At 68.1% G+C, this 24,761-nt stretch carries 24 protein-coding genes; 15 read left to right on the top strand and 9 right to left on the bottom strand.

The features are described 5' to 3' along the window. Positions 1-95 precede the first annotated feature (95 nt). Together MEU52_RS01975 and MEU52_RS01970 are read right to left on the bottom strand one after the other, a co-directional pair. Positions 96-563: a DUF992 domain-containing protein gene (locus MEU52_RS01975; RefSeq protein ID WP_238121637.1), complete on the bottom strand. Its 468-nt coding sequence runs from the start codon at positions 561-563 to the stop codon at positions 96-98. 137 nt (positions 564-700) lie between these two features. Beyond that, positions 701-1,903: a pyridoxal phosphate-dependent aminotransferase gene (locus tag MEU52_RS01970; RefSeq protein ID WP_238121638.1), complete on the bottom strand. Its 1,203-nt coding sequence runs from the start codon at positions 1,901-1,903 to the stop codon at positions 701-703. Positions 1,904-2,207: 304 nt separating this feature from the next. Here MEU52_RS01970 and MEU52_RS01965 point away from each other — a divergent pair, with 304 nt between their 5' ends. The 4 genes from MEU52_RS01965 to MEU52_RS01950 all read left to right on the top strand — a co-directional run bounded on the left by MEU52_RS01965 (position 2,208) and on the right by MEU52_RS01950 (position 6,124). Then, entirely contained in the window at positions 2,208-2,831 is a 624-nt protein-coding gene (locus MEU52_RS01965) for a glutathione S-transferase family protein (protein WP_238121639.1), read from the top strand. A gap of 165 nt (positions 2,832-2,996) precedes the next feature. After that, positions 2,997-3,419, top strand: coding sequence for a hypothetical protein (locus MEU52_RS01960; RefSeq protein ID WP_238121640.1), 423 nt, complete (start codon positions 2,997-2,999; stop codon positions 3,417-3,419). After that, entirely contained in the window at positions 3,391-4,635 is a 1,245-nt protein-coding gene (locus MEU52_RS01955; protein WP_443265817.1) for a PQQ-dependent sugar dehydrogenase, read from the top strand. The genes MEU52_RS01960 and MEU52_RS01955 overlap by 29 nt, the downstream gene beginning before the upstream one ends. Before the next feature lie 82 nt (positions 4,636-4,717). Continuing rightward, a complete protein-coding gene (locus MEU52_RS01950) occupies positions 4,718-6,124 on the top strand; it encodes an 8-oxoguanine deaminase (RefSeq protein ID WP_238121642.1) in 1,407 nt (468 codons plus the stop codon). Between the two features lie 4 nt (positions 6,125-6,128). Here the strand turns inward: MEU52_RS01950 and MEU52_RS01945 are convergent, their stop codons facing one another. Next, positions 6,129-6,491 carry a DMT family protein gene (locus tag MEU52_RS01945; protein ID WP_238121643.1) on the bottom strand — a complete coding sequence of 121 codons (363 nt, stop codon included), beginning with the start codon at positions 6,489-6,491 and terminating at the stop codon, positions 6,129-6,131. A gap of 213 nt (positions 6,492-6,704) precedes the next feature. Here MEU52_RS01945 and MEU52_RS01940 point away from each other — a divergent pair, with 213 nt between their 5' ends. The 3 genes from MEU52_RS01940 (at position 6,705) to MEU52_RS01930 (ending at position 11,116) form a co-directional block, all read left to right on the top strand. Further along, a complete protein-coding gene (locus MEU52_RS01940; RefSeq protein WP_238121644.1) occupies positions 6,705-7,358 on the top strand; it encodes a hypothetical protein in 654 nt (217 codons plus the stop codon). 71 nt (positions 7,359-7,429) lie between these two features. Then, positions 7,430-10,243: an excinuclease ABC subunit UvrB gene (gene uvrB / locus MEU52_RS01935; protein ID WP_238121645.1), complete on the top strand. Its 2,814-nt coding sequence runs from the start codon at positions 7,430-7,432 to the stop codon at positions 10,241-10,243. Between the two features lie 243 nt (positions 10,244-10,486). Continuing rightward, positions 10,487-11,116, top strand: a complete 630-nt coding sequence (locus tag MEU52_RS01930; protein WP_238121646.1) for a trimeric intracellular cation channel family protein — start codon at positions 10,487-10,489, stop codon at positions 11,114-11,116. 21 nt (positions 11,117-11,137) lie between these two features. On the opposite strand, the gene MEU52_RS01925 is transcribed toward MEU52_RS01930, so the two are convergent. Continuing rightward, on the bottom strand, positions 11,138-11,563 hold the full coding sequence (locus tag MEU52_RS01925; protein WP_238121647.1) for a DUF930 domain-containing protein: 426 nt from the start codon (positions 11,561-11,563) through the stop codon (positions 11,138-11,140). Between the two features lie 238 nt (positions 11,564-11,801). Here MEU52_RS01925 and MEU52_RS01920 point away from each other — a divergent pair, with 238 nt between their 5' ends. Both MEU52_RS01920 and MEU52_RS01915 read left to right on the top strand, forming a co-directional pair. Continuing rightward, entirely contained in the window at positions 11,802-12,356 is a 555-nt protein-coding gene (locus tag MEU52_RS01920) for a DUF2478 domain-containing protein (RefSeq protein WP_238121648.1), read from the top strand. Positions 12,357-12,477: 121 nt separating this feature from the next. After that, positions 12,478-13,188, top strand: a complete 711-nt coding sequence (locus tag MEU52_RS01915) for a hypothetical protein (RefSeq protein ID WP_238124995.1) — start codon at positions 12,478-12,480, stop codon at positions 13,186-13,188. A gap of 6 nt (positions 13,189-13,194) precedes the next feature. Here the strand turns inward: MEU52_RS01915 and MEU52_RS01910 are convergent, their stop codons facing one another. Further along, on the bottom strand, positions 13,195-13,641 hold the full coding sequence (locus MEU52_RS01910) for a GtrA family protein (protein WP_238121650.1): 447 nt from the start codon (positions 13,639-13,641) through the stop codon (positions 13,195-13,197). A gap of 269 nt (positions 13,642-13,910) precedes the next feature. Between MEU52_RS01910 and carB the strand changes: the two genes are divergently transcribed. Both carB and greA read left to right on the top strand, forming a co-directional pair. Continuing rightward, positions 13,911-17,276, top strand: a complete 3,366-nt coding sequence (gene carB, locus MEU52_RS01905; RefSeq protein WP_238121651.1) for a carbamoyl-phosphate synthase large subunit — start codon at positions 13,911-13,913, stop codon at positions 17,274-17,276. A 214-nt stretch (positions 17,277-17,490) separates the two neighbouring features. Continuing rightward, positions 17,491-17,964 (top strand): transcription elongation factor GreA, encoded by a 474-nt coding sequence (greA, locus tag MEU52_RS01900; protein WP_238121652.1) that lies wholly within the window; start codon positions 17,491-17,493, stop codon positions 17,962-17,964. Between the two features lie 110 nt (positions 17,965-18,074). Here the strand turns inward: greA and MEU52_RS01895 are convergent, their stop codons facing one another. Continuing rightward, positions 18,075-18,992: a LysR family transcriptional regulator gene (locus MEU52_RS01895; protein WP_238121653.1), complete on the bottom strand. Its 918-nt coding sequence runs from the start codon at positions 18,990-18,992 to the stop codon at positions 18,075-18,077. Between the two features lie 109 nt (positions 18,993-19,101). On the opposite strand from MEU52_RS01895, the gene MEU52_RS01890 reads away from it, so the two are divergent. Together MEU52_RS01890 and MEU52_RS01885 are read left to right on the top strand one after the other, a co-directional pair. Beyond that, a complete protein-coding gene (locus MEU52_RS01890; protein ID WP_238122019.1) occupies positions 19,102-19,536 on the top strand; it encodes a CidA/LrgA family protein in 435 nt (144 codons plus the stop codon). Next, entirely contained in the window at positions 19,523-20,221 is a 699-nt protein-coding gene (locus MEU52_RS01885) for an LrgB family protein (RefSeq protein WP_238121654.1), read from the top strand. Before MEU52_RS01890 ends, MEU52_RS01885 begins: the two co-directional genes overlap by 14 nt. Here MEU52_RS01885 and MEU52_RS01880 read toward each other — a convergent pair. Next, positions 20,206-21,330 (bottom strand): COX15/CtaA family protein, encoded by a 1,125-nt coding sequence (locus MEU52_RS01880; protein ID WP_238121655.1) that lies wholly within the window; start codon positions 21,328-21,330, stop codon positions 20,206-20,208. The two genes, MEU52_RS01885 and MEU52_RS01880, sit on opposite strands and share 16 nt — an antisense overlap. A 120-nt stretch (positions 21,331-21,450) precedes the next feature. Here MEU52_RS01880 and MEU52_RS01875 point away from each other — a divergent pair, with 120 nt between their 5' ends. After that, on the top strand, positions 21,451-21,663 hold the full coding sequence (locus tag MEU52_RS01875) for a DUF2842 domain-containing protein (RefSeq protein ID WP_238121656.1): 213 nt from the start codon (positions 21,451-21,453) through the stop codon (positions 21,661-21,663). Positions 21,664-21,667: 4 nt separating this feature from the next. On the opposite strand, the gene MEU52_RS01870 is transcribed toward MEU52_RS01875, so the two are convergent. After that, on the bottom strand, positions 21,668-23,209 hold the full coding sequence (locus MEU52_RS01870; protein ID WP_238121657.1) for a hypothetical protein: 1,542 nt from the start codon (positions 23,207-23,209) through the stop codon (positions 21,668-21,670). A 92-nt stretch (positions 23,210-23,301) separates the two neighbouring features. Further along, positions 23,302-24,135, bottom strand: coding sequence for an enoyl-CoA hydratase (locus MEU52_RS01865; protein WP_238121658.1), 834 nt, complete (start codon positions 24,133-24,135; stop codon positions 23,302-23,304). A gap of 128 nt (positions 24,136-24,263) precedes the next feature. Here MEU52_RS01865 and MEU52_RS01860 point away from each other — a divergent pair, with 128 nt between their 5' ends. Beyond that, positions 24,264-24,725, top strand: coding sequence for a PaaI family thioesterase (locus MEU52_RS01860; RefSeq protein ID WP_238121659.1), 462 nt, complete (start codon positions 24,264-24,266; stop codon positions 24,723-24,725). Positions 24,726-24,761 lie beyond the last annotated feature (36 nt).

Raw genomic sequence — 24,761 nt, 5'->3', positions numbered from 1 at the left:
GAGCACCGCGCGGCGCAAGGGCATTCCAGCGGGCGGACGCAGCCGAAAAGGCGACACGCGGGCGCGAATCACGCTTCCGGCTGCATCGATTCGGATCAACGCAGGGTCAGGTCCGAAACGGTCAGGCCGAGGTTGATACCGGTCTGGGCTTCCACCGACAGCGGCTGCAGGGCGATGGTGTTGTTGTTGCCACCCACCAGCACGTTGGCGCCAAGGCCCGCACCGATGGCGGCATTGGCCGACGCGCCGACGTAGGAGCCGCGCAGGGTCTCCGGACGGATGTTCGAGCTCGGAGCGAACACGGCCCAGGCGAGCACGCCCTTGCCGCTCACGCCGATGTCGAGGCCGAAGCGGCGCACGGTGCCTTCATAGCTGCGGGTGCGGCCATGGCGCGGCTTGAAGCTGCAGGACATGTCGCGGATCGAGCCGATGATGAAGCTCACGTTCGGCGACAGGGTGCAGCTCAGCGTGCCCACCTGCACGCGCGACTGGGCGGACGCAGGCACGGCACCGATGGCCAGCAGCGCAGCCGCGGCAAGGCCAGCCTTGAAAACAGTCTTCATGATGTCGTTCCTCCTAGGGAAGCCGGCGGAATTCCGTCCAGCGCCAGACGACAGCAATGCCATAGCTCAGACTTTGCTGCCGCGCCAACGCTTCTAAGGAAGGGTCAGTTCCTTTTCCGGCCGCCGTGCTCTTTGGGTCAGACGAGGTTGCCGCAGAACCGCTGAATGCGGCGGCAGGCATCCTCCAGCTCGGAGGTGGCGGTGGCGTAGGAGATGCGGAACGCCGGGCCCAGGCCGAACGCCGAGCCGTGCACCACGGCCACGCCCTCGGCTTCCAGGAGCTGGGTGGCGAAATCCTCGTCGCTGGTGATCTTTACGCCGTTGGTCGTGGTCTTGCCGATGGTGCCCGCGCAGGAGGGGAACACGTAGAAGGCGCCTTCCGGCTTGGGGCAGGTGAGGCCCTTGGCCTGGTTGAGCATGGCCACGACGAGGTCGCGACGTTCCTTGAAGATCGCGTTGTTCGCGGCGATGAAGTCCTGAGGGCCGTCGAGGGCCTCGACCGCCGCCCACTGGGCGATGGAGGAGGGATTCGAGGTGGACTGCGACTGCAGGGTGCCCATGGCCTTGATGAGCGCCTCGGGGCCGGCGGCGTAGCCGATCCGCCAGCCGGTCATGCAATAGGCCTTGGAGACGCCGTTCATGGTCAGCGTGCGGTCGTAGAGCTTGGGCTCCACCTGGGCCGGGGTGACGAACTTGAAGTCGTCATAGACCAGGTGCTCATACATGTCGTCGGTGAGGATCCACACGTGCGGGTGCTTTAGCAGCACGTCGGTGAGGGCCTTCAGCTCGTCATGGGTATAAGCGGCGCCCGAGGGGTTGGAGGGCGAGTTGAAGATCAGCCACTTGGTCTTGGGCGTGATGGCCGCTTCCAGCACCTCGGGGCGCAGCTTGAAATTGTCTTCCAGGCGGGTCATCGCCGGCACCGGGGTGCCGCCGCAGAACTGCACGATATCCGGATAGCTCACCCAGTAGGGGGCCGGGATGATCACTTCGTCGCCGGCGTCCACGGTGGCCACCAGGGCGTTGAACAGCACCTGCTTGCCGCCGGTGCCCACCGAGACCTGCGAGGGCTTGTAGTCGAGGTCGTTGTCGCGCTTGAACTTGCGGCAGATGGCCGCCTTCAGCTGCGGGATGCCGTCGACGGCGGTGTACTTGGTCTCGCCACGGCGGATGGCGGCGATGGCCGCTTCCTTGATGTTCTCCGGCGTGTCGAAGTCCGGCTCGCCCGCCGACAGCGCGATGATATCCCGGCCCGACGCCTTCAGCTCCCGCGCCTTGTTGGAGATGGCGATGGTGGGGGAGGGGTTGATACGCTTCAGGGCGGACGAGATCAGGCTCATGGCCGGCGGCTCCGGACGCGCCCGCCCGCGGCGGCGGATCCGCGGCGGCTCAGGGCGCAAGGTGGGACACGATGAAACGCCGGGCTCAGGCCGGCGCGGGCGGACACTAGTTCAGCGCGCGCAGCGGAACAAGCAATGATCATGAATGAAAGGGGGGCGGTCCGGTGATGGATCGCCGCGGGGCCGCTTTGATGCCCCGCCGCGGGCCTCACTCCGGCGTTCCCCCTTGCGGCGACCTTCCGGGGCCGCCACATGCCCCTGCAAGGGCCGGATGTGACGCGATGCGGGCGCTGGGAGATTGGGCGTGCTGAAGCTCTATTCGACGCAATCGTCGGGGAATTCCTACAAGGTGCGGCTGCTGCTGGCGAAGCTGCGGCAGCCGTTTCACCTGATGGAGGTGAACATTTTCGCCGGCGAGCACCGCACGCCGGAGTTTCTCGCCATGAACCCCGAAGGACGGGTTCCGCTGCTGGAGGCGGACGGGCGCCTGCTCGCCGAATCCAACGCCATCCTGTTCTATCTGGCCGAGGGGTCGCGGTTTCTGCCCGACGACCTGTTCGATCGGGCCGAGACGCTGCGCTGGATGTTCTTCGAGCAGAACAGCCATGAGCCCGGCATTGCCGCGGCCCGGTTCTGGCTGACCCAGGTGCGCGGCGGCCGCGAGCTGCGCACCCATGACGTGGACCGCTGGATGGAGGAGGGCTATGCGGCGCTCAGCATCATGGAACGCCATCTGGCTGGCCATGATTTCTTCGCCGCCGACCGGCTCACCATCGCCGATCTGGCACTCTACGCCCACACCCACGTGGCGGAAGAGGGCGATTTCAGCCTCGCGACCTTCCCCCGGGTGCGGGCCTGGCTCGCGCGGGTGGCGGCGGACGCCGGGCATGTGGACATGGCCTGGCGCCCAACTGTCGCGGCGGCATAGCGGGGAGAACTCGCGATGGCGTGAGCAGCCGTCATGATGTTGCCATGGTGTGCGCTGTCGCGGCCGCAGCGCAGCCATAGTCTTCCGCGACCTTCCGTTGTGTCGGCGGAACTGATTCGTCGAACTGAACGTTGCGTAGCCACGATTCATCTTGGTGAGAGCATCATGTCCAAGCCGGTCATTGCCCATCGTCCCCGGGTTGCAGGTTTTGCCGCGTCCTCGCACGGCCTTCAGGGCCACGGACAGGGCCACGGGGAAGGCTTCGATCTGCCGCGCTCGGCGACGTGGCTCGACGCGGAGATCGGCACCCGCTCGGCGGCCGATCCCGATACGCTGGCCCGCGCGGTGCGGGCCCACAAGGCCGGCGACGCTTTGGCGCAGGCGGCGCTCACTGTGGCGCTCATGATGGCCATCGGCGCCGTGGCGGTGGTGCTCAGCGTCGAGCGGGCGGCCGCCGCGGGGCTGCTGGTGCGTGGCGTGATCGACCATTCGGCCACCCTCGCAGGGGTTGCGGTGATCGGCGGACTGCTGCTTGTGGCCACCCGCGCGACCCTGCGCCATGCGCGCGTGCGCGCCCGCCGGCGCTGAGGGCATCGGCGTGTCGCGAAGGGGCAAGGACGGTTCTGGCGCTTCTTGCGGTTCTGTTCAAAAAATCGCCGCGCTGGCGGTCGCCCTGCTGGTGCTCACTGTTGGAGCGGCTGCGCCGCTGCCGGCTGCGGCTCAGGCAAGCGGCGTTTCGGCGGCCCAGCCGTTCGCCGGCGCGCGGGTGCGGGTGGTGCCATTCGCCTCCGGCCTCGACCATCCCTGGGCCATGGCATTCCTGCCGGACGGCCGCCTGTTGGTGACCGAACGCCCCGGGCGGCTGCGGCTGCTGGATCAATGGGGCAAGATCATTGCCACCGTGAGCGGCGTGCCCGAGGTGGTGGCCGAGGGGCAGGGCGGCCTCCTGGATGTGGCGCTCGATCCAGACTTCGCGCGCAACCGCTACATCTATCTGAGCTATGCGGAGCCGCGCGGCGGGCGCATGGCCGCCACGGCGGTGGCCCGCGCCTGGCTCTCGCCCGATGCCACCCAGCTGCGCGACCTGAGCGTCATCTTCCGCCAGGAGCCGGCCTGGACCGGCCGCAACCATTTCGGCTCGCGGCTGGCGTTCGCGCCCGACGGCACCTTGTTCGTCACGCTCGGCGACCGGTTCGACTTGCGCACGCGGGCGCAGGACCTCTCCACCACCGTGGGCAAGATCGTCCGCATCAACACAGACGGCAGCATTCCCGCCGACAACCCCTTGCGCAACCGCTCCGGCGCCCGGCCGGAAATCTACAGCTACGGCCACCGCAACGTTCAGGGCGCCGCCATTGAGCCGGCGAGCGGCCAGCTTTGGACGGTGGAGCACGGCGCGCGGGGCGGCGACGAGGTGAATGCGCCGCGGCCGGGCCTGAACTATGGCTGGCCGGTCATCAGCTACGGACGGGATTATTCCGGCGCCAAGATCGGCGAGGGAACCGAGAAGGTGGGCATGGAGCAGCCACTGTTCTATTGGGATCCGTCCATCGCTCCCTCGGGTGCGGCCTTTTACACGGCGGACCTGTTGCCGACCTTCAAGGGACATCTCTTCATCGGCGCCCTGGCCGGTGAAGCGCTGGTGGAAGTCAAGCTGCGCGGTAGCGTGGTGCTGGGGGAGGAGCGTCTGCCCCTGGGTAAGCGCATTCGCGATGTGCGGCAGGGCCCTGACGGCGCCCTGTGGCTGGCGACCGATGCCGAGGATGGCGAGATCCTGCGCGTGGTGCCGGTGGCCGACAAGTGAGGCGGCAGGTTGGCGTAAGCGGGGCTGCGCCCTAGGATCGTCCGCCGCCATCTGGGCGCGGCGCAGGTCCGCAAGGGTTGCCATGGCCCCCACCTCTCCCGCCAAAAACCTGCTTGCCAAAAACCTGCTTGCCAAAACCCTGCTCGCCAAGAATGCCCTGGTGCTGGTGACCATGGATGGCGCGCGCCGCGAGATTCCCGGCGGCGGGCTTTATGTGGAGGATGGCCGCATCGTCGCGGTGGGGCCGGCCCATGAGCTGCCGGCCAGCGCCGACGAGGTGATCGACCTTACCGGCCATGTGGTGCTGCCGGGCCTCGTCAACACCCACCATCACATGGTGCAGAGCCTCACCCGGGCGGTGCCGGCGGCCCAGGACAGCGAATTGTTCGGCTGGCTGCGGGCGCTCTATGCCCTGTGGGCGGGCCTGACGCCGCAGATGGTGGAGACCGCCACCCTCACCGCCATGGCCGAGCTGATCCTTTCGGGCTGCACCACCTCGTCGGATCATCTCTACATCTACCCCAACGGGGTGCGGCTCGATGATTCCATCCGTGCCGCGCGGCGCATCGGCATGCGCTTTCATGCGGCCCGCGGGGCCATGAGCGTGGGCGAGAGCCAAGGCGGACTGCCGCCCGACCGGGTGGTGGAGGACGAGGGCTTCGTGATGGCCGACACGCGGCGGCTGATCGACGCCTATCACGACCCCGCCCGTTTCTCCATGCTGCGGGTGGTGCTGGCCCCCTGCTCCCCCTTCACCGTGAGCGAGGATCTCATGCGCGAAACGGCGGTACTGGCCCGCCGCGAGGGGCTGCGGCTGCACACCCACCTGGCCGAGAACGACAGCGACATCGCCTTTTCTTTCAAGACCTTCGGCAAGAGCCCCACGGATTATGTGCGGGAATTGGGCTGGGTGGGGCCGGATGTGTGGCACGCCCACTGCGTGAAGCTGGATGATCCCGGCATCGCATTGTTCGCGGCCACCGGCACCGGCATCGCCCATTGCCCGTGCTCCAACATGCGGCTCGGCTCCGGCATCGCGCCGGTGAAACGGTTCCGGGCCGAGGGCATTCCCGTGGGGCTCGGGGTGGACGGCTCCGCATCCAACGACGGCGGCCACATGCTGGGGGAGGCGCGCCAGGCCCTCTTGCTGCAGCGTGCCGCCTTCGGGCCCGATGCCCTCACCGCCCGCCAGGCGCTGGAGATGGCCACCCTGGGCGGCGCCCGCCTGCTCGGCCGCGACGACATCGGCGCCCTCGCCCCCGACATGGCGGCGGATTTTGTCGCCTTCGACATGAGCGCGCCCGCTTATGCCGGAGCGCTGCACGATCCGGTGGCGGCGCTGATCTTCTGCGCCCCGCAGCAGGTGGCGCTGAGCGTCATCAACGGCGCGGTGGTGGTGCGCGATGGCCGGCTCGCGACCATCGACCTGCCGGCGGTGACCCGCGCCCACAACGCCATGGCCGCGACCCTGGCGGCGCAGGCCGGCTGACCTCTCAGAATTTGTGGAAGATGAAATAGGCGCCGGCGGCGATGAAGGCGAACCCCACCAGATGGTTCCAGCCCAGCGGCTCCTTCAGATAGAGCGCCGAGAATACGGCGAACACCACCAGGGTGATGACCTCCTGGGCGGTCTTCAGCTGCGCCGCCGAATAGACCTCGGAGCCGAGCCGGTTGGCGGGCACCGCCAGGCAATATTCAAAAAAGGCGATGCCCCAGCTGGTGACGATGACCAGGAACAGCGGCGCCGATTTGAATTTCAGGTGCCCATACCAGGCAAAGGTCATGAACACGTTCGAGGCGATGAGCAGCACGAACGGGGCAATCTGCGGCGGCAGCAGGGAGGCGAGGGCGGGCATCGTGGCGCTGTTCCTAAGCGCAGTGAGGTCTCCTCTTCCTAGGATGTAGTTGGGCATGAGGAAAGGGGGGCCGTTGGAGCGCCAGGGCCGCGTGAGCCGCGATCACTATTTCGCGAACCGCGATGTTGACTCTAGTTGCATATAATACAAGATATAACCAGAAATTGTATTTCTGGGGGCACCATGTTGAAGCGAGCCATCGTGGGAGTGGGCTTGTCGCTGTTGCTGGGAGGTTGCATCACGGATCGTGGCCCATCGTTTGGTGCGCGCGAACTGGTGCCTCCGCAACGAGGGATTTATGTTGGCTCGATCTATTATGCGGCAGAGGCCCCTACAAATCGGCGGGATGTCCCTACTGCTCTTGAGCCTCTTTGTGATACTCGCCCTGATCTCTCGGCTTTCGGCGTCGCCAATCCCAAGGCCGACCCTGTAGCGGATATCAATTTGCTCTTTGACGCTCGGCTGCAGGGTGAACTGGGAGGAGTGTCCACGAAACTGGTGTCTTTAGGCCTCTCTGGCAATGTCTCCGATTACTACGAGTACAAACTGACGCATGTCAGCAAATATGCCATCTCGGAAGCTGCGGCGCAGACGGTGTTCGAGGGCATGATGCGGGATCGTCGTTGTCGCGCGGCCGTCGATCGCAACAGAGCTTTCGGCATCTATCAGGTGCAGGCCACATACGTTGGCGACATTGTGTTTCGGCGTAAGCAGGCCGCGGCCTCGGACGCCTCTGTGTCCGCGCGGCTGAGCAAGATTGAGCCCACTATCAAATCAACCTTCTCACGTACCCTGGATCTCGGCTTCTCCGGCGAGGGGCTGGTGTTTTCCTTCGTTCCAATCCTGAGGTCGCCTTCGGGAAGCTGATTGAGAGGGCGAGGGGAGCGATTACGAGGCAGGGGCTTTTCGAAGGCGCCGGAGCCGCCCATATTCCCGCCATGGCCAAAGCATCCCGTCCCGGAAAGCTCGGTGAGCGTTCGCAGCGTCATTTCGAGCCGGCGCCCCAGCAGGCGCTCGATCCCGCCCTCGCCAAGTCCCTCTCCGAGTCCCTCGGGCTGGAGCCCGGGGACCTCGCCATGGATTTCGAATCGGGCGGCGCCTCCGCCACCGTGCAGGCGCTGGCCAGCCTGATCGAGAACGGCCGGCCGGAGGTCAACGGCCAGACCTGGGTGCCCCACCGCCCGCCGCGCCCGGAAAAGTCCGAGGGCGGCGTCGCCTTCACCATGAAAAGCGCGTTCACCCCCTCCGGCGACCAGCCCCAGGCCATCGCCGAATTGTGCGCCCAGGCGAGCGCCGGGGAGCGCGACCAGGTGCTGCTGGGTGTCACCGGCTCGGGCAAGACCTTCACCATGGCCAAGGTGATCGAGCAGCTGCAGCGCCCGGCCATCGTGCTCGCCCCCAACAAGACGCTGGCGGCCCAGCTCTATGGTGAGTTCAAGAGCTTCTTCCCCGACAATGCGGTGGAATATTTCGTTTCCTACTACGATTATTACCAGCCGGAAGCCTATGTGCCCCGGACGGATACCTATATCGAGAAGGAATCTTCCATTAACGAGCAGATCGACCGCATGCGCCATGCGGCCACCCGCGCGCTGCTGGAGCGTGATGACGTGATCATCGTCGCCTCGGTCTCGTGCATCTACGGTATCGGCTCGGTGGAAACCTATTCGGCCATGACCTTCGATCTGAAGGTGGGCGAGCGCATCGACCAGCGCGCGCTTCTGGCCGATCTGGTGGCCCTGCAATACAAGCGCATCCAGTCGGATTTCGCCCGCGGTACCTTCCGGGTGCGGGGCGACGTGGTGGAAATCTTCCCCGCCCACTATGAGGACCGCGCCTGGCGCGTCTCTTTGTTCGGCGACGAGATCGAGAGCATCGCCGAGTTCGACCCGCTCACCGGCCAGAAGAGCGGCGACATGAAGAGCGTGCGCGTCTACGCCGCCTCCCATTATGTGACACCGCGCCCGACCCTCATCCAGGCCATCACCGGCATCAAGGCCGAGCTGAAGGTGCGCCTGGAGGAACTCTACAAGATGGGCCGCCTCTTGGAAGCCCAGCGGCTGGAGCAGCGCACCCGCTACGATTTGGAGATGATGGAGGCCACCGGCTCGTGCGCCGGCATCGAGAATTATTCCCGCTGGCTCACCGGCCGCAAGCCCGGCGAGCCGCCGCCCACTTTGTTCGAATACGTGCCGGACAATGCCCTCGTCTTCATCGACGAGAGCCATGTGACCGTGCCGCAGATCGGCGCCATGTATCGCGGCGACTTCCGCCGCAAGGCGACGCTGGCGGAGTACGGCTTCCGCCTGCCCAGCTGCATGGACAACCGCCCTCTGCGGTTCGAGGAATGGGAGGCCATGCGGCCGCAGACGGTGCATGTCTCCGCCACCCCCGGCCCCTGGGAGATGGACCAGACCGGCGGTGTGTTCGTGGAGCAGGTCATCCGCCCCACCGGCCTCGTCGATCCGCCGGTGGAGGTGCGCCCGGCGCGCAGCCAGGTGGACGACCTCCTGGGCGAGGTGCGGGCGGCGGCGGCCAAGGGCTATCGCACCTTGGTCACCGTGCTCACCAAGCGCATGGCCGAGGACCTCACCGAATATCTCCATGAGAATGGTATCCGCGTGCGCTACATGCACTCGGACATCGACACCATCGAGCGCATCGAGATCATTCGCGACCTGCGGCTGGGCGCCTTCGACGCGCTGATCGGCATCAACCTGCTGCGCGAGGGCCTCGACATTCCCGAATGCGGGCTGGTGGCCATTCTCGATGCCGACAAGGAGGGCTTCCTCAGGTCGGAAACCTCGCTGGTGCAGACCATCGGCCGCGCGGCGCGCAACGTGGATGGCCGGGTGATCCTTTATGCGGACCAGATCACCGGCTCCATGAGCCGCGCCATGGCGGAGACCACCCGCCGCCGCGAGAAGCAGATGGCCTATAATCTGGAGCACGGCATCACGCCCGAGAGCGTGAAGAAGGCCATCGGCGACATTCTCAACTCGGTCTATGAGCGCGATCACGTGCAGGTGGATACGGGGGTGATGGAGGAGGGGGCGGCCTTCGGCCACAACCTCAAGAGCGTCATCGCCGATCTGGAAAAGCGCATGCGCGCCGCCGCCGCCGATCTCGATTTCGAGACCGCCGCCCGCCTGCGCGACGAGATCCGCCGCCTGGAGGCCACCGAGCTCGCCGTCGCCGACGATCCCATGGCGCGGCAGGAAGCGGTGGACGACCGCACCGGCGGCTATCGCGGGCCGCGCAAATACGGCACCGCCGCCAATCTGCCGCCGGAAACCGCCGCCAAAGGGAACGCGAAGGGGCGTGCCCGCAGCGGTGGCAAGATGGGTGGCAAGATGGGGACAAAGGGCGGAGCCGCGTCCGCGGGCCGGGCCGCGCCAGAAGCGCCACCAGAAGCGCCGCGGGTGACGGGCACGGCCACCGGGCCCCGCTCCGCCCGCCTGCCGCCGCCGGAGACGCCCATGGCGGCCTCGGAGGCTGGAGACGCCCCTTCCGCCGGGCCGCGTCCGTCGCGCGCGAAGACCAAGCTTGAGGCGGCGCTGGAAGGGCTGGCGGAAACCCAGACGCCCTATAGCGCGCCGCGTTCGGCCTCCCGGGCCCATAAGCCCTCCCTGGACGACATGGGCCCCGGCTCCGATCGCGCCGTGCCCCTGACTGAGGACAGCTTCCGCCCCGGCCCCCGCCCCGATCCCGGCACCAAGGGCTATCGCAAGGGCGGCCGCCGCAAGGGGTAGCGTCGGGCTCGCTCGAGCTTCACCACCCGTGGCGCGGGCGATGCTCGACCACCCATCTGTTCTGGCCCGATCTAGCCCCCCTCCACATTCCTCTGTGTTGAATGTCGACGGAGCCTGGGGGAAGGCCGCTGTGGGATCCGGCGGTGCGCTCATGGCCTGGTCCGCGCCGGCGGCGTTGTGCTGGCCGCGAGTTCCAACCCTATGGTAGTCCCAGCCGAGGGAGAACAGGCGGGAGGCGGGGACATGGAAACGGCGCTGCTCTTCAAGATCCTCTACGTCATCGCCATCGTCGCCGAAGCCATGACGGCGGCGCTGGCGGCGGGGCGGCGGCAGATGGATTGGGTGGGGGTGTGCCTGCTGGGCTCCATCACCGCGCTGGGTGGCGGCTCGGTGCGTGATGTGCTGCTGGGGCGCCATCCGCTCACCTGGATCGAGCATCCCTCCTATCTGCTCATCACCTCGGGCGCGGCGCTCGCCACCATCATCATCGCCCGCTACATGCATCACCTGCGCTACCTGTTCCTGTTCCTGGATGCGGTGGGGCTGGTGGTGTTCAGCATCATCGGCTGCAACATCGCCCTCGGGCTCGGCATGCCGGTCATCATCGTCATCGCCTCGGGCATGATCACCGGCTGCGTCGGCGGCGTGCTGCGGGACGTTCTGTGTGCCGACGTGCCCCTGCTGTTCCGGGCCGAGCTCTATGCCACCGTGTCCATCGTCACCGGCGGCCTCTATGTGGGCGGCGGGGCGCTGGGCCTGCCGCATGAGCCGCTGATGATCGGCGCGATGCTGGCCGGCCTCGCCTTGCGCCTGCTTGCCCTGCGCTTCAACTGGCACATGCCGAAGTTCGTCTACACCCAGGATCTGCACTGAGCCCGCGCTGGGATCCGCGCCTCAGGGGACGAGATAATGGGCCGACCAGTCGGCCCGCGGCACCTCTTTTCCCAACTCATAGCTGAACGACCGGATGTCCATGCCGTCGGCGGAGGTCTGGCAGCGATAGGAAAGGCGGTACCAATGGCCGGCGCTGCGCACGGCGGCGCCGGGAGCCGAGACCGTGTCGGCCCCCACCTTGGTGTCGGCGAAGGCATAGGCGACCAGCTCATCGGGGCGCATGCCCTGGTGCTGGCGCTGGATCTCCCCCATGGCGCGGGCGTTGCAGCGCTGTTCCACGCGGGTGGCCGGGCTCAGATGCAGCATCATGGGGTCATGCTGCGGCTTCGGGCCATGCTGTGGCTTCGCAAGGGCGGGCAGGGCGGCGAGGCCGGCGCAGAGAAGGCCGGCCGCGCAGGCGGCGGCGAGGCGGAAGGCGCGTGTCACGGGGTGGGATACCTCCTCGATTCGGTCCTGCTTAGGGACGATCTGTGGCGAGGATGGGACGAAATCTGCCTACCGTTTGGGCAGGTGGCGCCCATGCCGCGCAACGCGGCGGTTGGTCCCAGCCATCGGGCTTGGATTGAGAGTGCTATTGTTGCTTATATATAGGTCGCGGAGGGGCGAGGGCGGCGCATGGGCCAGCCGGTGCCCTACCGGAACCGTTTGAAGCTGAGAGCGCGCCATGGCGGAGATGCCGCACAGACCCACGATTCTTGCCGTCCAGGGCGGTGACCGGGAGGAGATCCAGCATCTCCTCATCGCCGCGGCGGAACGGCTGAAGGCGGCGGGCGTGCGGGTGCTGGGCGTGGTGGAGGACATGGCGCCGGGTGTCTCCCATCATGACATCATGCTGCTCGATCTCGCCACCGGCGACACCCATCGCCTGCATCAGGACCTGGGGCCGGGCGCGGCCGGCTGCAGTCTGGATCCCGAGGGGCTGGCAGCGGCCTGCGCCGGGGTCGAGACGGCCATCGCCGCCCGGAGCGCGGAGGGTGGCGCGGCGGCGGATACGGTCGTCATCCTCTCCAAGTTTGGCCGGCAGGAGGCGGAGGGGCGCGGCCTGACTTCGGCTTTCTATGCGGCGGTGGCGGCGGAATTCTCGGTGCTGACGTCGGTGTCCCCGTCAGTCTCGGGGGAGTGGGGCGATTTCGTCGGCGATATGGCCCGCGTGGTGCCGGCGCACCTGTCTGAGGTGGAGGCGTGGTGGGCGGGGGTGCCTGAGCTGGTGGCGGAGTAGGCGGGGGCGGGCGCCGCTGGCCGCCGGATGCGGAACCGGCTATGAACCTCGCAAGGCGCCGCTGGCCTCTCGCCGGCGGTGCCGACGCGCCGTTCATCCCACCGCCTGCCCGAGGCCCGTCATGGACCTGTGTCGCCCCGTTCGCCTTCGCGTCCTGATGCTGCTTGCGGGCGGCGCGCTTGGTCTGGCCGCCTGCCAGGGCTCGCCCGACAGCTGGGGCACCGGCGTCGTCAAGCAGAGCGATGCGTTCGGCGATTACTCTGAAACCATCGTCGCCATTCCCAAGCCCACCGCCGGGCCGCGCCAGTTCCAGTGCACCGGGCCGTTCGCGCCCGACACGACGGCGGTGAACCTCGCCGCCGATTTTGGCCAGGCGAACGTGGCCACCGGCACCATCACCTCGCCCGATGGCAGCACCTCCCCCGGCCTCATCGTGCTACCCAATGATCCCGGGCTCGCCATGGAAATCGCCTGGAAGGATCCCGGTGCCATGGCCGCGCCCCGCCGCATTTCCTTCACCGAGGAGAGCGCCTGGAGCGTCAACGGCATCGGCATCGGCACCTCGCTCGCGGATGTGGAGAAGGCCAATGGTGGCCCGTTCCGCATCCAGGGTTTCGGCGGTGAGAACGGCGGCGTGGTGGCCGATTGGCAGGGCGGCCGGCTTGGCAATATCGGTGGCGGCTGTCGGGTCGGGCTGCAGCTCGCGCTGCCCGCCACCGTGAGGGATGCCGCCCTCGGCCCGCTGTCCGGTCCGCGCCGGGTGTCGTCGCGCGATGCCAAGCTGCGGGCGGCCAATCCCACCGTCGGCCTGTTCTGGATCAACTACCGCTGAAGCGCCTCAGCCGCGGTGGAGCGAGCGATCGGCGAATGCCCAGATGCGGTAGCCGGAGAAGGTCCAGATGAGGGTGATGCCGGTGGCGACCACCTGGGCGGCCAGGTAATAGACGCCGAGCCGGTGCACCAGAAGATCCATCAGCACCGCGTTGAGGACGAAGGCGCCCAGGGCGACCACCGCGAATCGCGGCACGGCCCCCGCGTGGGAGCGGGTGGAATCGAAGGTGAACAGCCGGTTCAGCACGTAGGACACCACTGCGCCCACCAGCGAGCCCATGACCGAGCCGGTCACCGGGCCAGCGATGCCGCGTTCCACGGTGAAGGCGAGGGTGGCGAAATGGGCGCCGGTGGCCACCAGCCCCACCCAGCCGAAGGACAGGATCTGCCGCAGCAGGGGGCGGTAGCGGCGGATGCCGTTGCGGAGCGCGGCCACCGGACTTGTGAACACCACGGGAGGCTCTCATGCGTGAGGAGCGGGCAAGGCGTCTTCCGTCGCCCGGAATTATGGTCTAAGGAAGCCCATCTAAGAGCCGGCACGCGCGATTTTTCGCGGGTCTCGCCGGCTTGAGCCGTATCTGTCGCCCTGCGGCAGGTGCCATCCTGCAGGGGGCGCGTGACCCGCGGCCCTTTTTTTGCGCCTGAAGCATGTTGCGTCCGCGCCCGGTGGCGTCGGGTCGCGCCGCATGCGGGGGCCAAGATGAGCCAGAGCGCTAAAGCGACATGCCGAAACGCACAGATCTCGAGACCATCCTCATCATCGGCGCCGGCCCGATCGTCATCGGCCAGGCGTGTGAATTCGACTATTCCGGCACCCAGGCGGTGAAGGCGCTGAAGGAGGAGGGGTACCGGGTCGTTCTGGTCAATTCCAACCCGGCAACCATCATGACCGATCCGGACATGGCGGATGCCACCTATATCGAGCCCATCACCGCCGAGATCGTCACCAAGATCATCGAGAAGGAGCGCGGCGACCGTTCCAAGGGCTTCGCTCTGCTGCCGACCATGGGCGGGCAGACCGCGCTCAACTGCGCGCTCTCGCTCAAGAAGATGGGCACGCTGGAGAAGTTCGACGTCGAGATGATCGGCGCCACCGCCGAAGCCATCGACAAGGCCGAGGATCGCGAGCTGTTCCGCGAGGCCATGACCAAGATCGGCCTGTCGACCCCCAAGTCGCGGCAGATCAAGACCCTGCCCCAGGCGCTGGAAGCGCTGGAGGAGGTGGGGCTGCCCGCCATCATCCGCCCGTCCTTCACCATGGGCGGCACCGGCGGCGGCATTGCCTACAACAAGACGGAGTTCATCGAGATCATCGAGCGCGGCATCGATGCCTCCCCCACCAACGAGGTGCTGGTGGAAGAGAGTGTGCTCGGCTGGAAGGAGTATGAGATGGAGGTGGTCCGCGACAAGGCGGACAACTGCATCATCATCTGCTCCATCGAGAACATCGACCCCATGGGCGTGCACACCGGTGATTCCATCACGGTGGCCCCGGCGCTGACGCTGACCGACAAGGAATACCAGATCATGCGCGACGCCTCGCTGGCGGTGCTGCGCGAGATCGGGGTGGAAACCGGCGGCTCCAACGTGCAGTTCGCGGTCAATCCCGAGGATGGTCGGCTGATCGTCATCGAGATGAACCCGCGGGTGTCGCGCTCCTCGGCGCTGGCCTCCAAGGCCACCGGCTTCCCCATCGCCAAGGTCGCCGCGCGCCTCGCCGTGGGCTACACCCTGGACGAGATCGCCAACGACATCACCGGCGGCGCGACGCCGGCCTCCTTCGAGCCCACCATCGATTATGTGGTGACGAAGGTGCCGCGCTTCGCCTTCGAGAAGTTCCCCGGCGCCGAGCCGACCCTCACCACCGCCATGAAGTCGGTGGGCGAGGCCATGGCCATCGGCCGCACCTTCCCGGAATCCCTGCAGAAGGCCCTGCGCTCGCTGGAAACCGGCCTCAGCGGCCTCGACGACATCGAGATCGAGGGCCTCGGCCTGGGCGACGACAAGAACGCCATCCGCGCGGCGCTGGGCACCCCGACCCCCGACCGGCTGCTCTATGTGGCCCAGGCCATGCGCCTCGGCCTCACCAATGAGCAGATCCATGCGGCCTGCAAGATCGACCCCTGGTTCCTGGGCGAGATCCGTGCCATCGTCGATGCCGAGGAGAAGGTGCGCAAGTTCGGCCTGCCCACCACGGCCGGCGCCTTCCGGGGCCTGAAGAGCATGGGCTTTTCCGATGCCCGCCTCGCCACCCTGAGCGGGCGGCATGAAGCCGATGTCCGCGCCCAGCGCCACGCGCTCGACGTGCGCCCGGTCTATAAGCGCATCGACACCTGCGCCGCTGAGTTCGCTTCGCCCACCGCCTACATGTACTCGTCCTACGAGGCGCCGTTCGCCGGCGTGCCCGCCGATGAGGCGCGCCCCTCGAACCGGGAGAAGGTGGTGATCCTGGGTGGCGGTCCCAACCGCATCGGCCAGGGCATCGAGTTCGACTATTGCTGCTGCCACGCGGCCTTCGCCCTCAAGGACGTCGGCTACGAGGCCATCATGGTCAACTGCAACCCGGAGACCGTCTCCACTGATTACGACACCTCGGACCGGCTCTATTTCGAGCCGCTGACCGCCGAGGACGTGCTGGAACTGCTCGACCGCGAACGCACCAACGGCACCTTGAAGGGTGTCATCGTGCAGTTCGGTGGGCAGACCCCGCTGAAGCTCGCCAAGGCGCTGGAGGCGGCCAATGTGCCGATCCTCGGTACCTCGCCCGACGCCATCGATCTCGCCGAGGATCGCGACCGGTTCAAGCACCTGCTGGAGCGGCTCAACATCCGCCAGCCGGCCAACGGCATCGCCTATTCGGTGGAGCAGGCGCGGCTGGTGGCCTCCGAGCTCGGCTATCCCATGGTGGTGCGCCCCTCCTACGTGCTGGGCGGCCGGGCCATGCAGATCATCCGCGAGGACAGCCAGCTCGGCGATTACCTGCTGGAGACCCTGCCGGGCCTGGTGCCCCAGGAGATCAAGGCGCGCTATCCCAACGACAAGACCGGCCAGATCAACACCGTGCTGGGCAAGAACCCGCTGCTGTTCGACCGCTATCTGTCGGATGCCATCGAGGTGGACGTCGACGCTCTGTGTGACGGCAAGGACGTGTTCGTTGCCGGCATCATGGAGCATATCGAGGAGGCCGGCATCCACTCGGGTGACAGTGCCTGCTCGCTGCCGGCCTATTCGCTGAGCCCGAAGATCCTGGACGAGCTGAAGGCGCAGACCGCGGCCATGGCCCTGGCGCTGGGCGTCGGCGGCCTCATGAACGTGCAGTATGCCATCAAGGACGACGACATCTACGTCCTCGAGGTGAACCCGCGCGCCTCGCGCACGGTGCCGTTCGTGGCCAAGGTGGTGGGCCTGCCCATCGCCAAGATCGCGGCGCGGGTGATGACCGGCGAGAAGCTCGAGAGCTTCCATCTCAAGCCGCCGGTGTTCGACCACATCGCCATCAAGGAGGCGGTGTTCCCGTTCGCCCGCTTCCCCGGCGTCGATACGGTGCTAGGCCCGGAGATGCGCTCCACCGGCGAGGTGATGGGGCTCGATACCGACTTCGGCGTGGCCTTCGCCAAGAGCCAGCTGGGGGGCGGCACCAAGGTGCCCAAGTCCGGCACGGTGTTCGTCTCGGTGCGGGAGCAGGACAAGGCCCGCATCCTGCCGTCGGTGAAGATGCTGCAGGAGCTGGGCTTCAAGGTGATCGCCACCTCGGGCACCCAGCGCTTCCTCGAGGAGCATGGGGTGACCGCCAGCAAGATCAACAAGGTGCTGGAAGGCCGACCGCACATCGTCGACGCCATCAAGAATGGCGAGGTGCAACTGGTGTTCAATACCACCGAGGGTGCCCAGGCTCTTGCGGATAGCCGCTCGCTCCGGCGGGCCGCCCTCTTGCAGAAAGTGCCGTATTACACCACGCTGTCAGGTGCCGTCGCGGCGGCGCAGGGGATCAAGGCCTATGTGGGGGGCGACCTGAAGGTGCGTCCGCTCCAGGATTATTTCCACGCCGATCACAACCCTCTCGCGCGGAGCAGCGCCGCCGTCCGCTGACGGCGTGATGGAACGCGCGGGGATTACGTCCCCGCGCATTTGCGTCGTGCGATCACCCTTGCGGAGCACGCCATTGGCGGCGGGCGCGCAGGGGCGGGCACGAGGAGCCGTGCCGCGCGTCGTGCGTTTTGCGGTGACGGTGCATTTCAGGCGTGGCGGGCCGTCGAGCGGCCGGCCGCGCGTTGATCAGTTTCGGGAGGTCTTGAAAGGACCCATGGAGAAGATTCCCATGACCGCCGGGGGCTATGATGCCCTTGTGCAGGAGTTGAAGCAGCGCCAGCAGGTGGAGCGTCCGCGGATCATCGCCGCGATTTCCGAGGCGCGCGCCCACGGCGACCTGTCGGAGAACGCGGAATATCATGCCGCCAAGGAGCAGCAGTCGCTGAACGAAGGGCGCGTTGCCGAGCTGGAGGACAAGCTGTCCCGCGCCGAGGTTATCGACGTGTCCAAGCTCTCCGGCGATATCGTCAAGTTCGGCGCCACCGTCACCCTGGTGGATGAGGATACGGAAGAAGAGAGGGTCTGGCAGATCGTCGGCGACAGCGAGGCGGATGCCAAGGCTGGCCGCATCTCCATTTCCTCGCCCATGGCCCGGGCCCTGATCGGCAAGCAGAAGGGCTCCTCCGTCGAGGTGGTGACCCCCAAGGGCGCCCGTTCGTTCGAGATCGTCGAGGTCCGCTGGGCCTGATCGTCTGAAACCGGTTCCGACCGCAGGCGCGCCTGCGGTCGGTTCGCACCGATCTGGCCGGCATCAGCGCCGGCTGCGTGCGACGCCTTCAGCCGCCCCGCAGGGCCCGGTTACGGCGCCGGGGTCGCGGGCATGCCGCTTCCCCCCTCTGCCCCATAGATCTCCCGGGTGAGTTCCACCCACGCCCGCGCCGCGTGGGAGAGATAGCCGCCGCGCCGCCACACCAGGGCCATGTGCCATTGGGTGCCGGGCTCGTCCAGCAGCACCAGCTTCACCGCCGGGGTGCTGCGCTGCCGGGCGATGGTCTGCGGCAGGAAGGCGATGCCGAGCCGCGCGCCCACCAATTCCACGATGAAGTCGATCTGCCCGCTGCGCGCCGCCACCGTGGGGGCGAAGCCGTTGCGCTCGCAGGCGTCCACCAGCACCCGATTAAGGGCGAAGCCGCGCTCGAACAGGATGAAGGGCGAGGCGGAGAGGGCGCCGATGCCGATGCGCTCCTGACCCGCCAAGGGGTGGTCCTTGGGCATCACCACCATCAGCGGCTCGCAGCGCACCGGCTGGAAATCGAAATCGTCGGTGGTGGGCAGCAGCGAGCCGGCCAGCTCCACCTCGCCCGCCAGCACGATCTCTTCCAGCCGCTTGGAGCCCTGCTCGGTGAGGCGGATGTCGATGCCCGGATAGCGGGCGCGATAGACGGCGAACAGCGGCGCGAACAGGGTGCTGGCCCCCAGCGGCGGCAGGCCGAGCCGCAGCGAGCCGGTCTTCAGTCCGCGCAGATCGGCGAGCTCGGCCACCAGATCATCCCGCTCCGCCAGCATGGTCAGGGCGCGGCGATAGACGATCTCGCCGGCGGTGGTGAGCATGCTTTTGTGGCCGATGCGGTCCAGCAGCGGCACGCCCAGCTCGTCCTCCAGCTGCTTCACGGCCTTGGAAATGGTGGGCTGGGTGGCGAACACCACCTTGGCCGCCTGGGAGAAGCCCCCTTGGCGCACCACCTCGACAAAGGCCCGGAGCGTCCGCAATTCCATAAGATGCCTATATGGAATGAATTGAATTCAGTCAATTCATTTTCATTATAGTCGGGGCGTGACTATCTTAGCGGTGTCGGCACTGGAGGTGCCCACCATGTTTACCAAAATGCCCGCTCCCGCGCGCGCGTTCCGGCGCAGCGCCCTTTATTTCCGTTCTGTGCTCCATCGCTCGGGGCTGCTGCAGATCGTCGTGCTCGCATTGTTCTGGATGCTGGGCGAGGCCATCGTCCGGCTGGCGCAACTGCCGCTGCCCGGCGGCATTGTCGGCATGGTGGTGGTGCTGGCGTTGCTCGCCAGCGGCTGGATCCGCCCGGCGGCGGTGCGGCGTGGTGCTTACTGGCTGATCGCCGAGATGCTGCTGTTCTTCGTGCCGGCGGTCATGGCGGTGCTGGACCATCATGAATTCGTCGGCCTGCTCGGCCTCAAGATCGTCGCCGTCATCCTGGTGGGCACGGTTCTGGTGATGGGCGGCACGGCGCTGACGGTGGACCTGTGCTACCGCTGGCGCGCCCGGCGGGAGGCACATCATGCCGGCGCTTGATCCCTTCGAAGCCACCCTTCTGTGGTCGGCAGTCACCATCGGCTGCTACCTCATCGCCCGGGTCATCGGCCGTCGCTGGCGGTTCTGGTGGACCTCGCCCCTGCTGCTGACGCCCATCATGGTGGGGCTCATCGCCCTCAGCCTCCATGCGCGCTACGCCGACTACATCCGCTCCACCCATTGGCTGGTGCTGATGCTGGGCCCGGCCACGGTGGCCTTCGCCATTCCCATCTACGAGCAGCGGGCGATGATTTTGCGCCATTGGCCGGTGCTGCTTTTGGGGGTGCTGGTGGGCTCGTCCATCGCCATGGTGGCCGCCTTCTTCATGGCCTCCTGGCTCGGCCTTTCCCACACGGTGCAGCTCAGCCTGATGCCGCGCTCCACCTCGACCCCGTTCGCCATGGCGGTGTCCGATGACATCGGCGGCATTCCCGATCTCACGGCGGTGTTCGTGGTGCTCACCGGCGTGGTCGGCGCGGCGCTGGGCGAGATCCTGCTGAAGGTGATGCCGCTGCGCTCCACATTGGCGCGGGGCGCGCTGTTCGGCATGGGCGCCCATGGCGCCGGCGTCGCCAAGGCGCACCAGATCGGGGGCGAGGAAGGCTCCATCGCCGGCCTGGTGATGGTGCTGGCGGGGCTGTTCAACGTGATGATGGCCCCGGTGGTCGCCTATCTGCTGCGCTGAACGCGCAGCAGGGGCACGCCGGCCTCCTCCGGGCGGCGGGCCGCAAGATCCGTGGCATGGATGGCGGCGGCGCCGAGCACCAGGGTCGCGCCCAGCTGATGGGCGAGGGCCACCGGCAGCGGCACCATCAGCAGCAGGGTCGCGATGCCGAGCCCCGCCTGCACGCTCACCAGCGCAAACAAAAGCCAGGCGCCACGGGCGGCGCGGGGATCGGCGCGGCCGGCATCGAGCGCGTGCACGAGGCTGAAGCCCCACAGCGCATAGGCGATCATGCGGTGATCGAACTGCACGGTGAACGGGTTTTCGAACAGATTGACCCAGCCGGGCCGCTGCGGCGCCAACTGGTCGAGGGGCGGGATGAGGCGCCCGTCCATGAGCGGCCAGGTGTTGAAGGCCATGCCGGCATCGAGCCCCGCCACCAGTCCGCCGGCGAAGATCTGCACCAGCACCAGAGCGAGTAGCGCCAGCGCCCCCCAGCGCACGCGCGTGGCGACCGGGGGCAGGGCGGCCCGGGGCGTGAGGCTGCGGGCGACCGCGACAACGGCCGCCAGGATCAGGCAGGCGAGGGTGAGGTGTACGGCGAGCCGATACTGGCTCACCGAGGTGCGCAGGGTGAGGCCGGAAGCCACCATCCACCACCCCACCGCGCCCTGCAGGCCGCCGAGCAGAAACAGGCCGAGGCAGCGCCGCAGCAGGCGGCCGCGCAGCAGCCCGCGGGCAGCGAAATAGAGGAACGGCAGCAGGAAGGCGGCGCCGATCAGCCGCCCCAGCAGCCGATGCCCCCATTCCCACCAATAGATCCGCTGGAACGCGGCGAGCCCCATGCCCTGGTTGAGGATCTGGTATTGGGGAATGGCCTTGTATTTCTCGAACTCGGCCTGCCACTCGGCCGGGGACAAGGGCGGCAGGGCGCCGGTCACCGGCTTCCATTCGGTGATGGAGAGGCCGGATTCGGTGAGACGGGTGGCGCCGCCCACCACCACCATGGCGATGATGAGGGCCGCGACCGCATAAAGCCACAGCCGCACCGGCCGCAGCGCATCGGCCGATGGCGTCTCTGATCGCGCGGCGTCACGCGGCCCCGCGACGGGTCCACTGGGCTGGAGCATGGCGTTCTCTCCCGCCGGCGGGCCATTCTGCCGTGGCTCTCGCGGCCAATCCGTTATAGAGGGCGGGAGCGGCGCGCCACAAGGCGCGCGATCGTCCATGGAACAGGAGGCCCCGCGACCATGCCCCAGCGCGTTCGCAAGCTCATCGGCACCGTGCTGATGCTGGCTCTGGTGGTGGTGTGGGCCCTTGGCGCCATGGCACTGGCGCAAGGCCGGGTCACCGAACTGCACTGGGCGCTGCAGACCGTGTGCTACGTGCTGCTGGGCAGCCTGTGGGTGCTGCCCGCCGGCGTGCTCATCTCGTGGATGGAGCGGCCCGACCGCAAGGCCTGAAGGTTCAGGCGGCGCCGCGCAGGGCCGGCAGCGGCTCGTCTTCCATATGCGCCGGTTCCGCCGGTGCGCTTTCGGCGTCCGCCGTGGGCGCGGGGCTGGGCATCGGCAGGGGGCCGGTGATCGGCGCCGCGACGAGGAGATCGTCGCCCAGCGGGGCATCCGCCGGCGGCTCGCCGGTCTCGTGGCGCAGCATCACCACCCGCGAGAAGCGCATCCGGGCCAGGGCGTCGAAACTCTCCACCGCCGCTGTCGCCGGGGCGCTGTCCGCGTGCAGGCAGACCACCAGCGGGTCGAGGCTGGGCAAGGCCGTGTCGTCGGCCACCAGGGGCGGATTGGCCACCACCACATAATCATAGGTGTGCCGCAGCGCCTCCAGCACCGCCGCCAGGGGGCTGGCGCTGGCCGGGTCGAGGCCCATGGCATTGGTGCTGCCGGGGGGCAGATGACCGGGTGGGATGATGTGGGCGCGGGAGTGGGGATCGCGATGCAGGGTCTCGCCGAAGCGGGCGCGCCCGAGCAGCAGCTCGCGCATGCCCGGCGCGCTGACCTCGCAGCCGAGATCGGCCAGCATCTCGGTGCCGTTGCCGGTGTGGCCCAGCACCACCAGCACCACGCCGGCCTCATCCGCCAGCCGGCGGGCGAGGGTGGTGGCGCAGGCATTGGCGGGCTCGGGCAGGCCATCGGATGTGACGAGCAGCAGGCGCCCGCGAATGCGCCCGGCGGCGGCCGACGGCACCGCCCGGGCATGGGGCACCAGCAGCGGCACCGCATCGGCGATGGGCAGGCCACGGCTCTCGGTGCCATCGAGCCAGCTGATGCGATGGTGGCTGGAAAGCTCGCGGGGCAGGTCGGACGGATTGAGGCGCCCCTGCCGCGGCGGCTCCCGTCGCCGGCGACGGCCCAGGCCGAAGGTGCCGATGGCGGCGGCCAGCAGCGCCAGGGACACCGGCCCCGGCAGATCGGGAACAAGGCGCGGTGTGGCGGGTATTCCCGCGCTCAATCCCGGGAGCCGGCCGGCGCCGGCCCCGCTGGTGGCCCGGGTGCCCGCATTGAGGTCGACGGCGGCGGTGACATAGGCATTGGCCAGGCGGGCCGCCAGATTGGGGGTTGGGGTCGATACCGAGATGCGCAGGGTGCGCCCGCCGTCCTGGGCGGAGATCTCCACCGCCTGGACGGTGCGCCGCGCCGCCTCGTCGGCGAGGGTCTTCGCATCGGATTCGGCGGCTGCGGCGAACAGGCTGTCGCCCGCCGCGAGCCGCGCCACATCGGCGGCGGACAGGTGGCCCATCACATCCCGCGCCATCTCGCGCGAGGCCAGAACCTGGCTGATGCCCTTCACCATCGCGGCCGGGGGCTGCGCACCCACATCGAAGGTCACGGCGGCGGTGGCCGAGAAGCGAGGTGGCAGGGCGCTGGCCAGCGCCAGTGCCGCCAGCACCGCCGCGCCCGCGCCAAAGCCGCCCACCCGGTGGGGCGTCGCGACCAGGCGGGACCACCGGGCGCCAACTCCTTGGGGGAGCTTCGGGACCGTGATGCGCGGGACCATGGGGTTTGTCCTGCCGTTGCCCCGGCGCAGTGCTGGGGCCTCTCCTGGCAGAAGAGCCGATTTATGGTTGAGAGAAGGTTAACCGCGCCGCCTCAGCGGTCCTCCCACTGCGGCGCGCGCTTGGCGAGCACCGCCGAAATGCCTTCGTCCGCGTCGCGGGCCAGCATGTTCTCGGTCATGACCCGCGAGGCATAGGCATAAGCGTCGTCGAGCCCCATTTCGGCCTGGGCGTAGAAGGCGGCCTTGCCGAGCTTCACCGGCACCTGTGACTTGGCGGCGATGCGCCCGGCGAGCTCGGTGGCGGCGGTGACGGCGGCGCCCCGCTCCACCACCCGGTTCACCAGGCCCATGCGATAGGCATCCTCCGCCAGCACCCATTCGCCCAGCAGCAGCATTTCCAGCGCGTGCTTGGGCGCGAGGTTGCGCGTCAGGGCCACCATGGGGGTGTGGCAGAACAGGCCGATATTGACGCCGGGCGTGCAGAAGCGGGCATCCGCGCCGGCCACCGCCAGATCGCAGCTCGCCACCAACTGGCAGCCGGCCGCGGTGGCCATACCTTCCACCGCTGCGATCACCGGCTGCGGCAGCCGCACGATGGCGGTCATGAGCGTGGAGCAGCGCTTCAGCACGTCCTCGAAATAGGCGCGGCCCCGATCGGCATCGCCGCGATGACCCTGGATCTCCTTGAGATCATGGCCGGCGGAGAACACCGGCCCCTCGGCGGTGAGCACCACGGCGCGGACGGCGTCGTCCCGGGCGATCTCCGCCAACGCCCCTGTGAGGGCCGCCATCATGGCTTCCGACAGGCTGTTGCGCGCCTGCGGGCGGGCCAGGGTGAGCGTGGCGACGCCGTCCCGAAGCTCCGTCTTGAGCACGGCTTCCGGGGTGGAAGAGGTCTCGGCGTGGGCGGCGGTGGGAACGGGCATGGGCGATCTTCTCCCGGTGGTGCTGCGTTTGCTCTTGGTTCGCGGCATTCTATGCGCAAGCGCGGCGCGAGCCAAAGCTCGGCCGGCATATAAGCCGGCATGGTGGGGCAGCGATGGGGAGGCGAGGGATGACGGGCATGGACGCAGGGGTGGCGCAGGCGGCGATGAGCCAGGCGGCGATGGAGCGGTTTCTCCACGTCGAGTTTCCCCAGGCCTTCGGCCCCGGGCGCGCCCACCACATCGAGCGGGTGGGCACCGACCTCGTGACCGTGCGGCTCGATGCGGCGGACGAGCATCTGCGCCCGGGCGGCACCGTTTCCGGGCCCGCCCTGATGGCGCTGGCCGACATCGCGGTTTATGTGGCCCTGCTGGCGCGGATCGGGCCCGTGGCACTGGCGGTCACCACCAGCCTGAACATCAATTTCCTGCGCAAGCCGGAACCGGGTGCCATCTTCGCCGATGCCCGGCTGATCAAGCTGGGGAAACGGCTGGCGGTGGGGGATGTGGGCATCCGCGGTGCGTCCGACCGCGACCTCGTGGCTCATTGCGTGGCGACTTACTCCATTCCGGAACGCCGCGCGAAGGTCTAGAACGGACGCGCTGCCCGCACCTCTCGCTGCTGTTAC

This window comes from Xanthobacter sp. NM-25, assembly GCF_022138605.1.
Lineage (GTDB): Bacteria > Pseudomonadota > Alphaproteobacteria > Rhizobiales > Xanthobacteraceae > Xanthobacter.
This window is presented reverse-complemented; position numbering and strand designations above follow the sequence as displayed.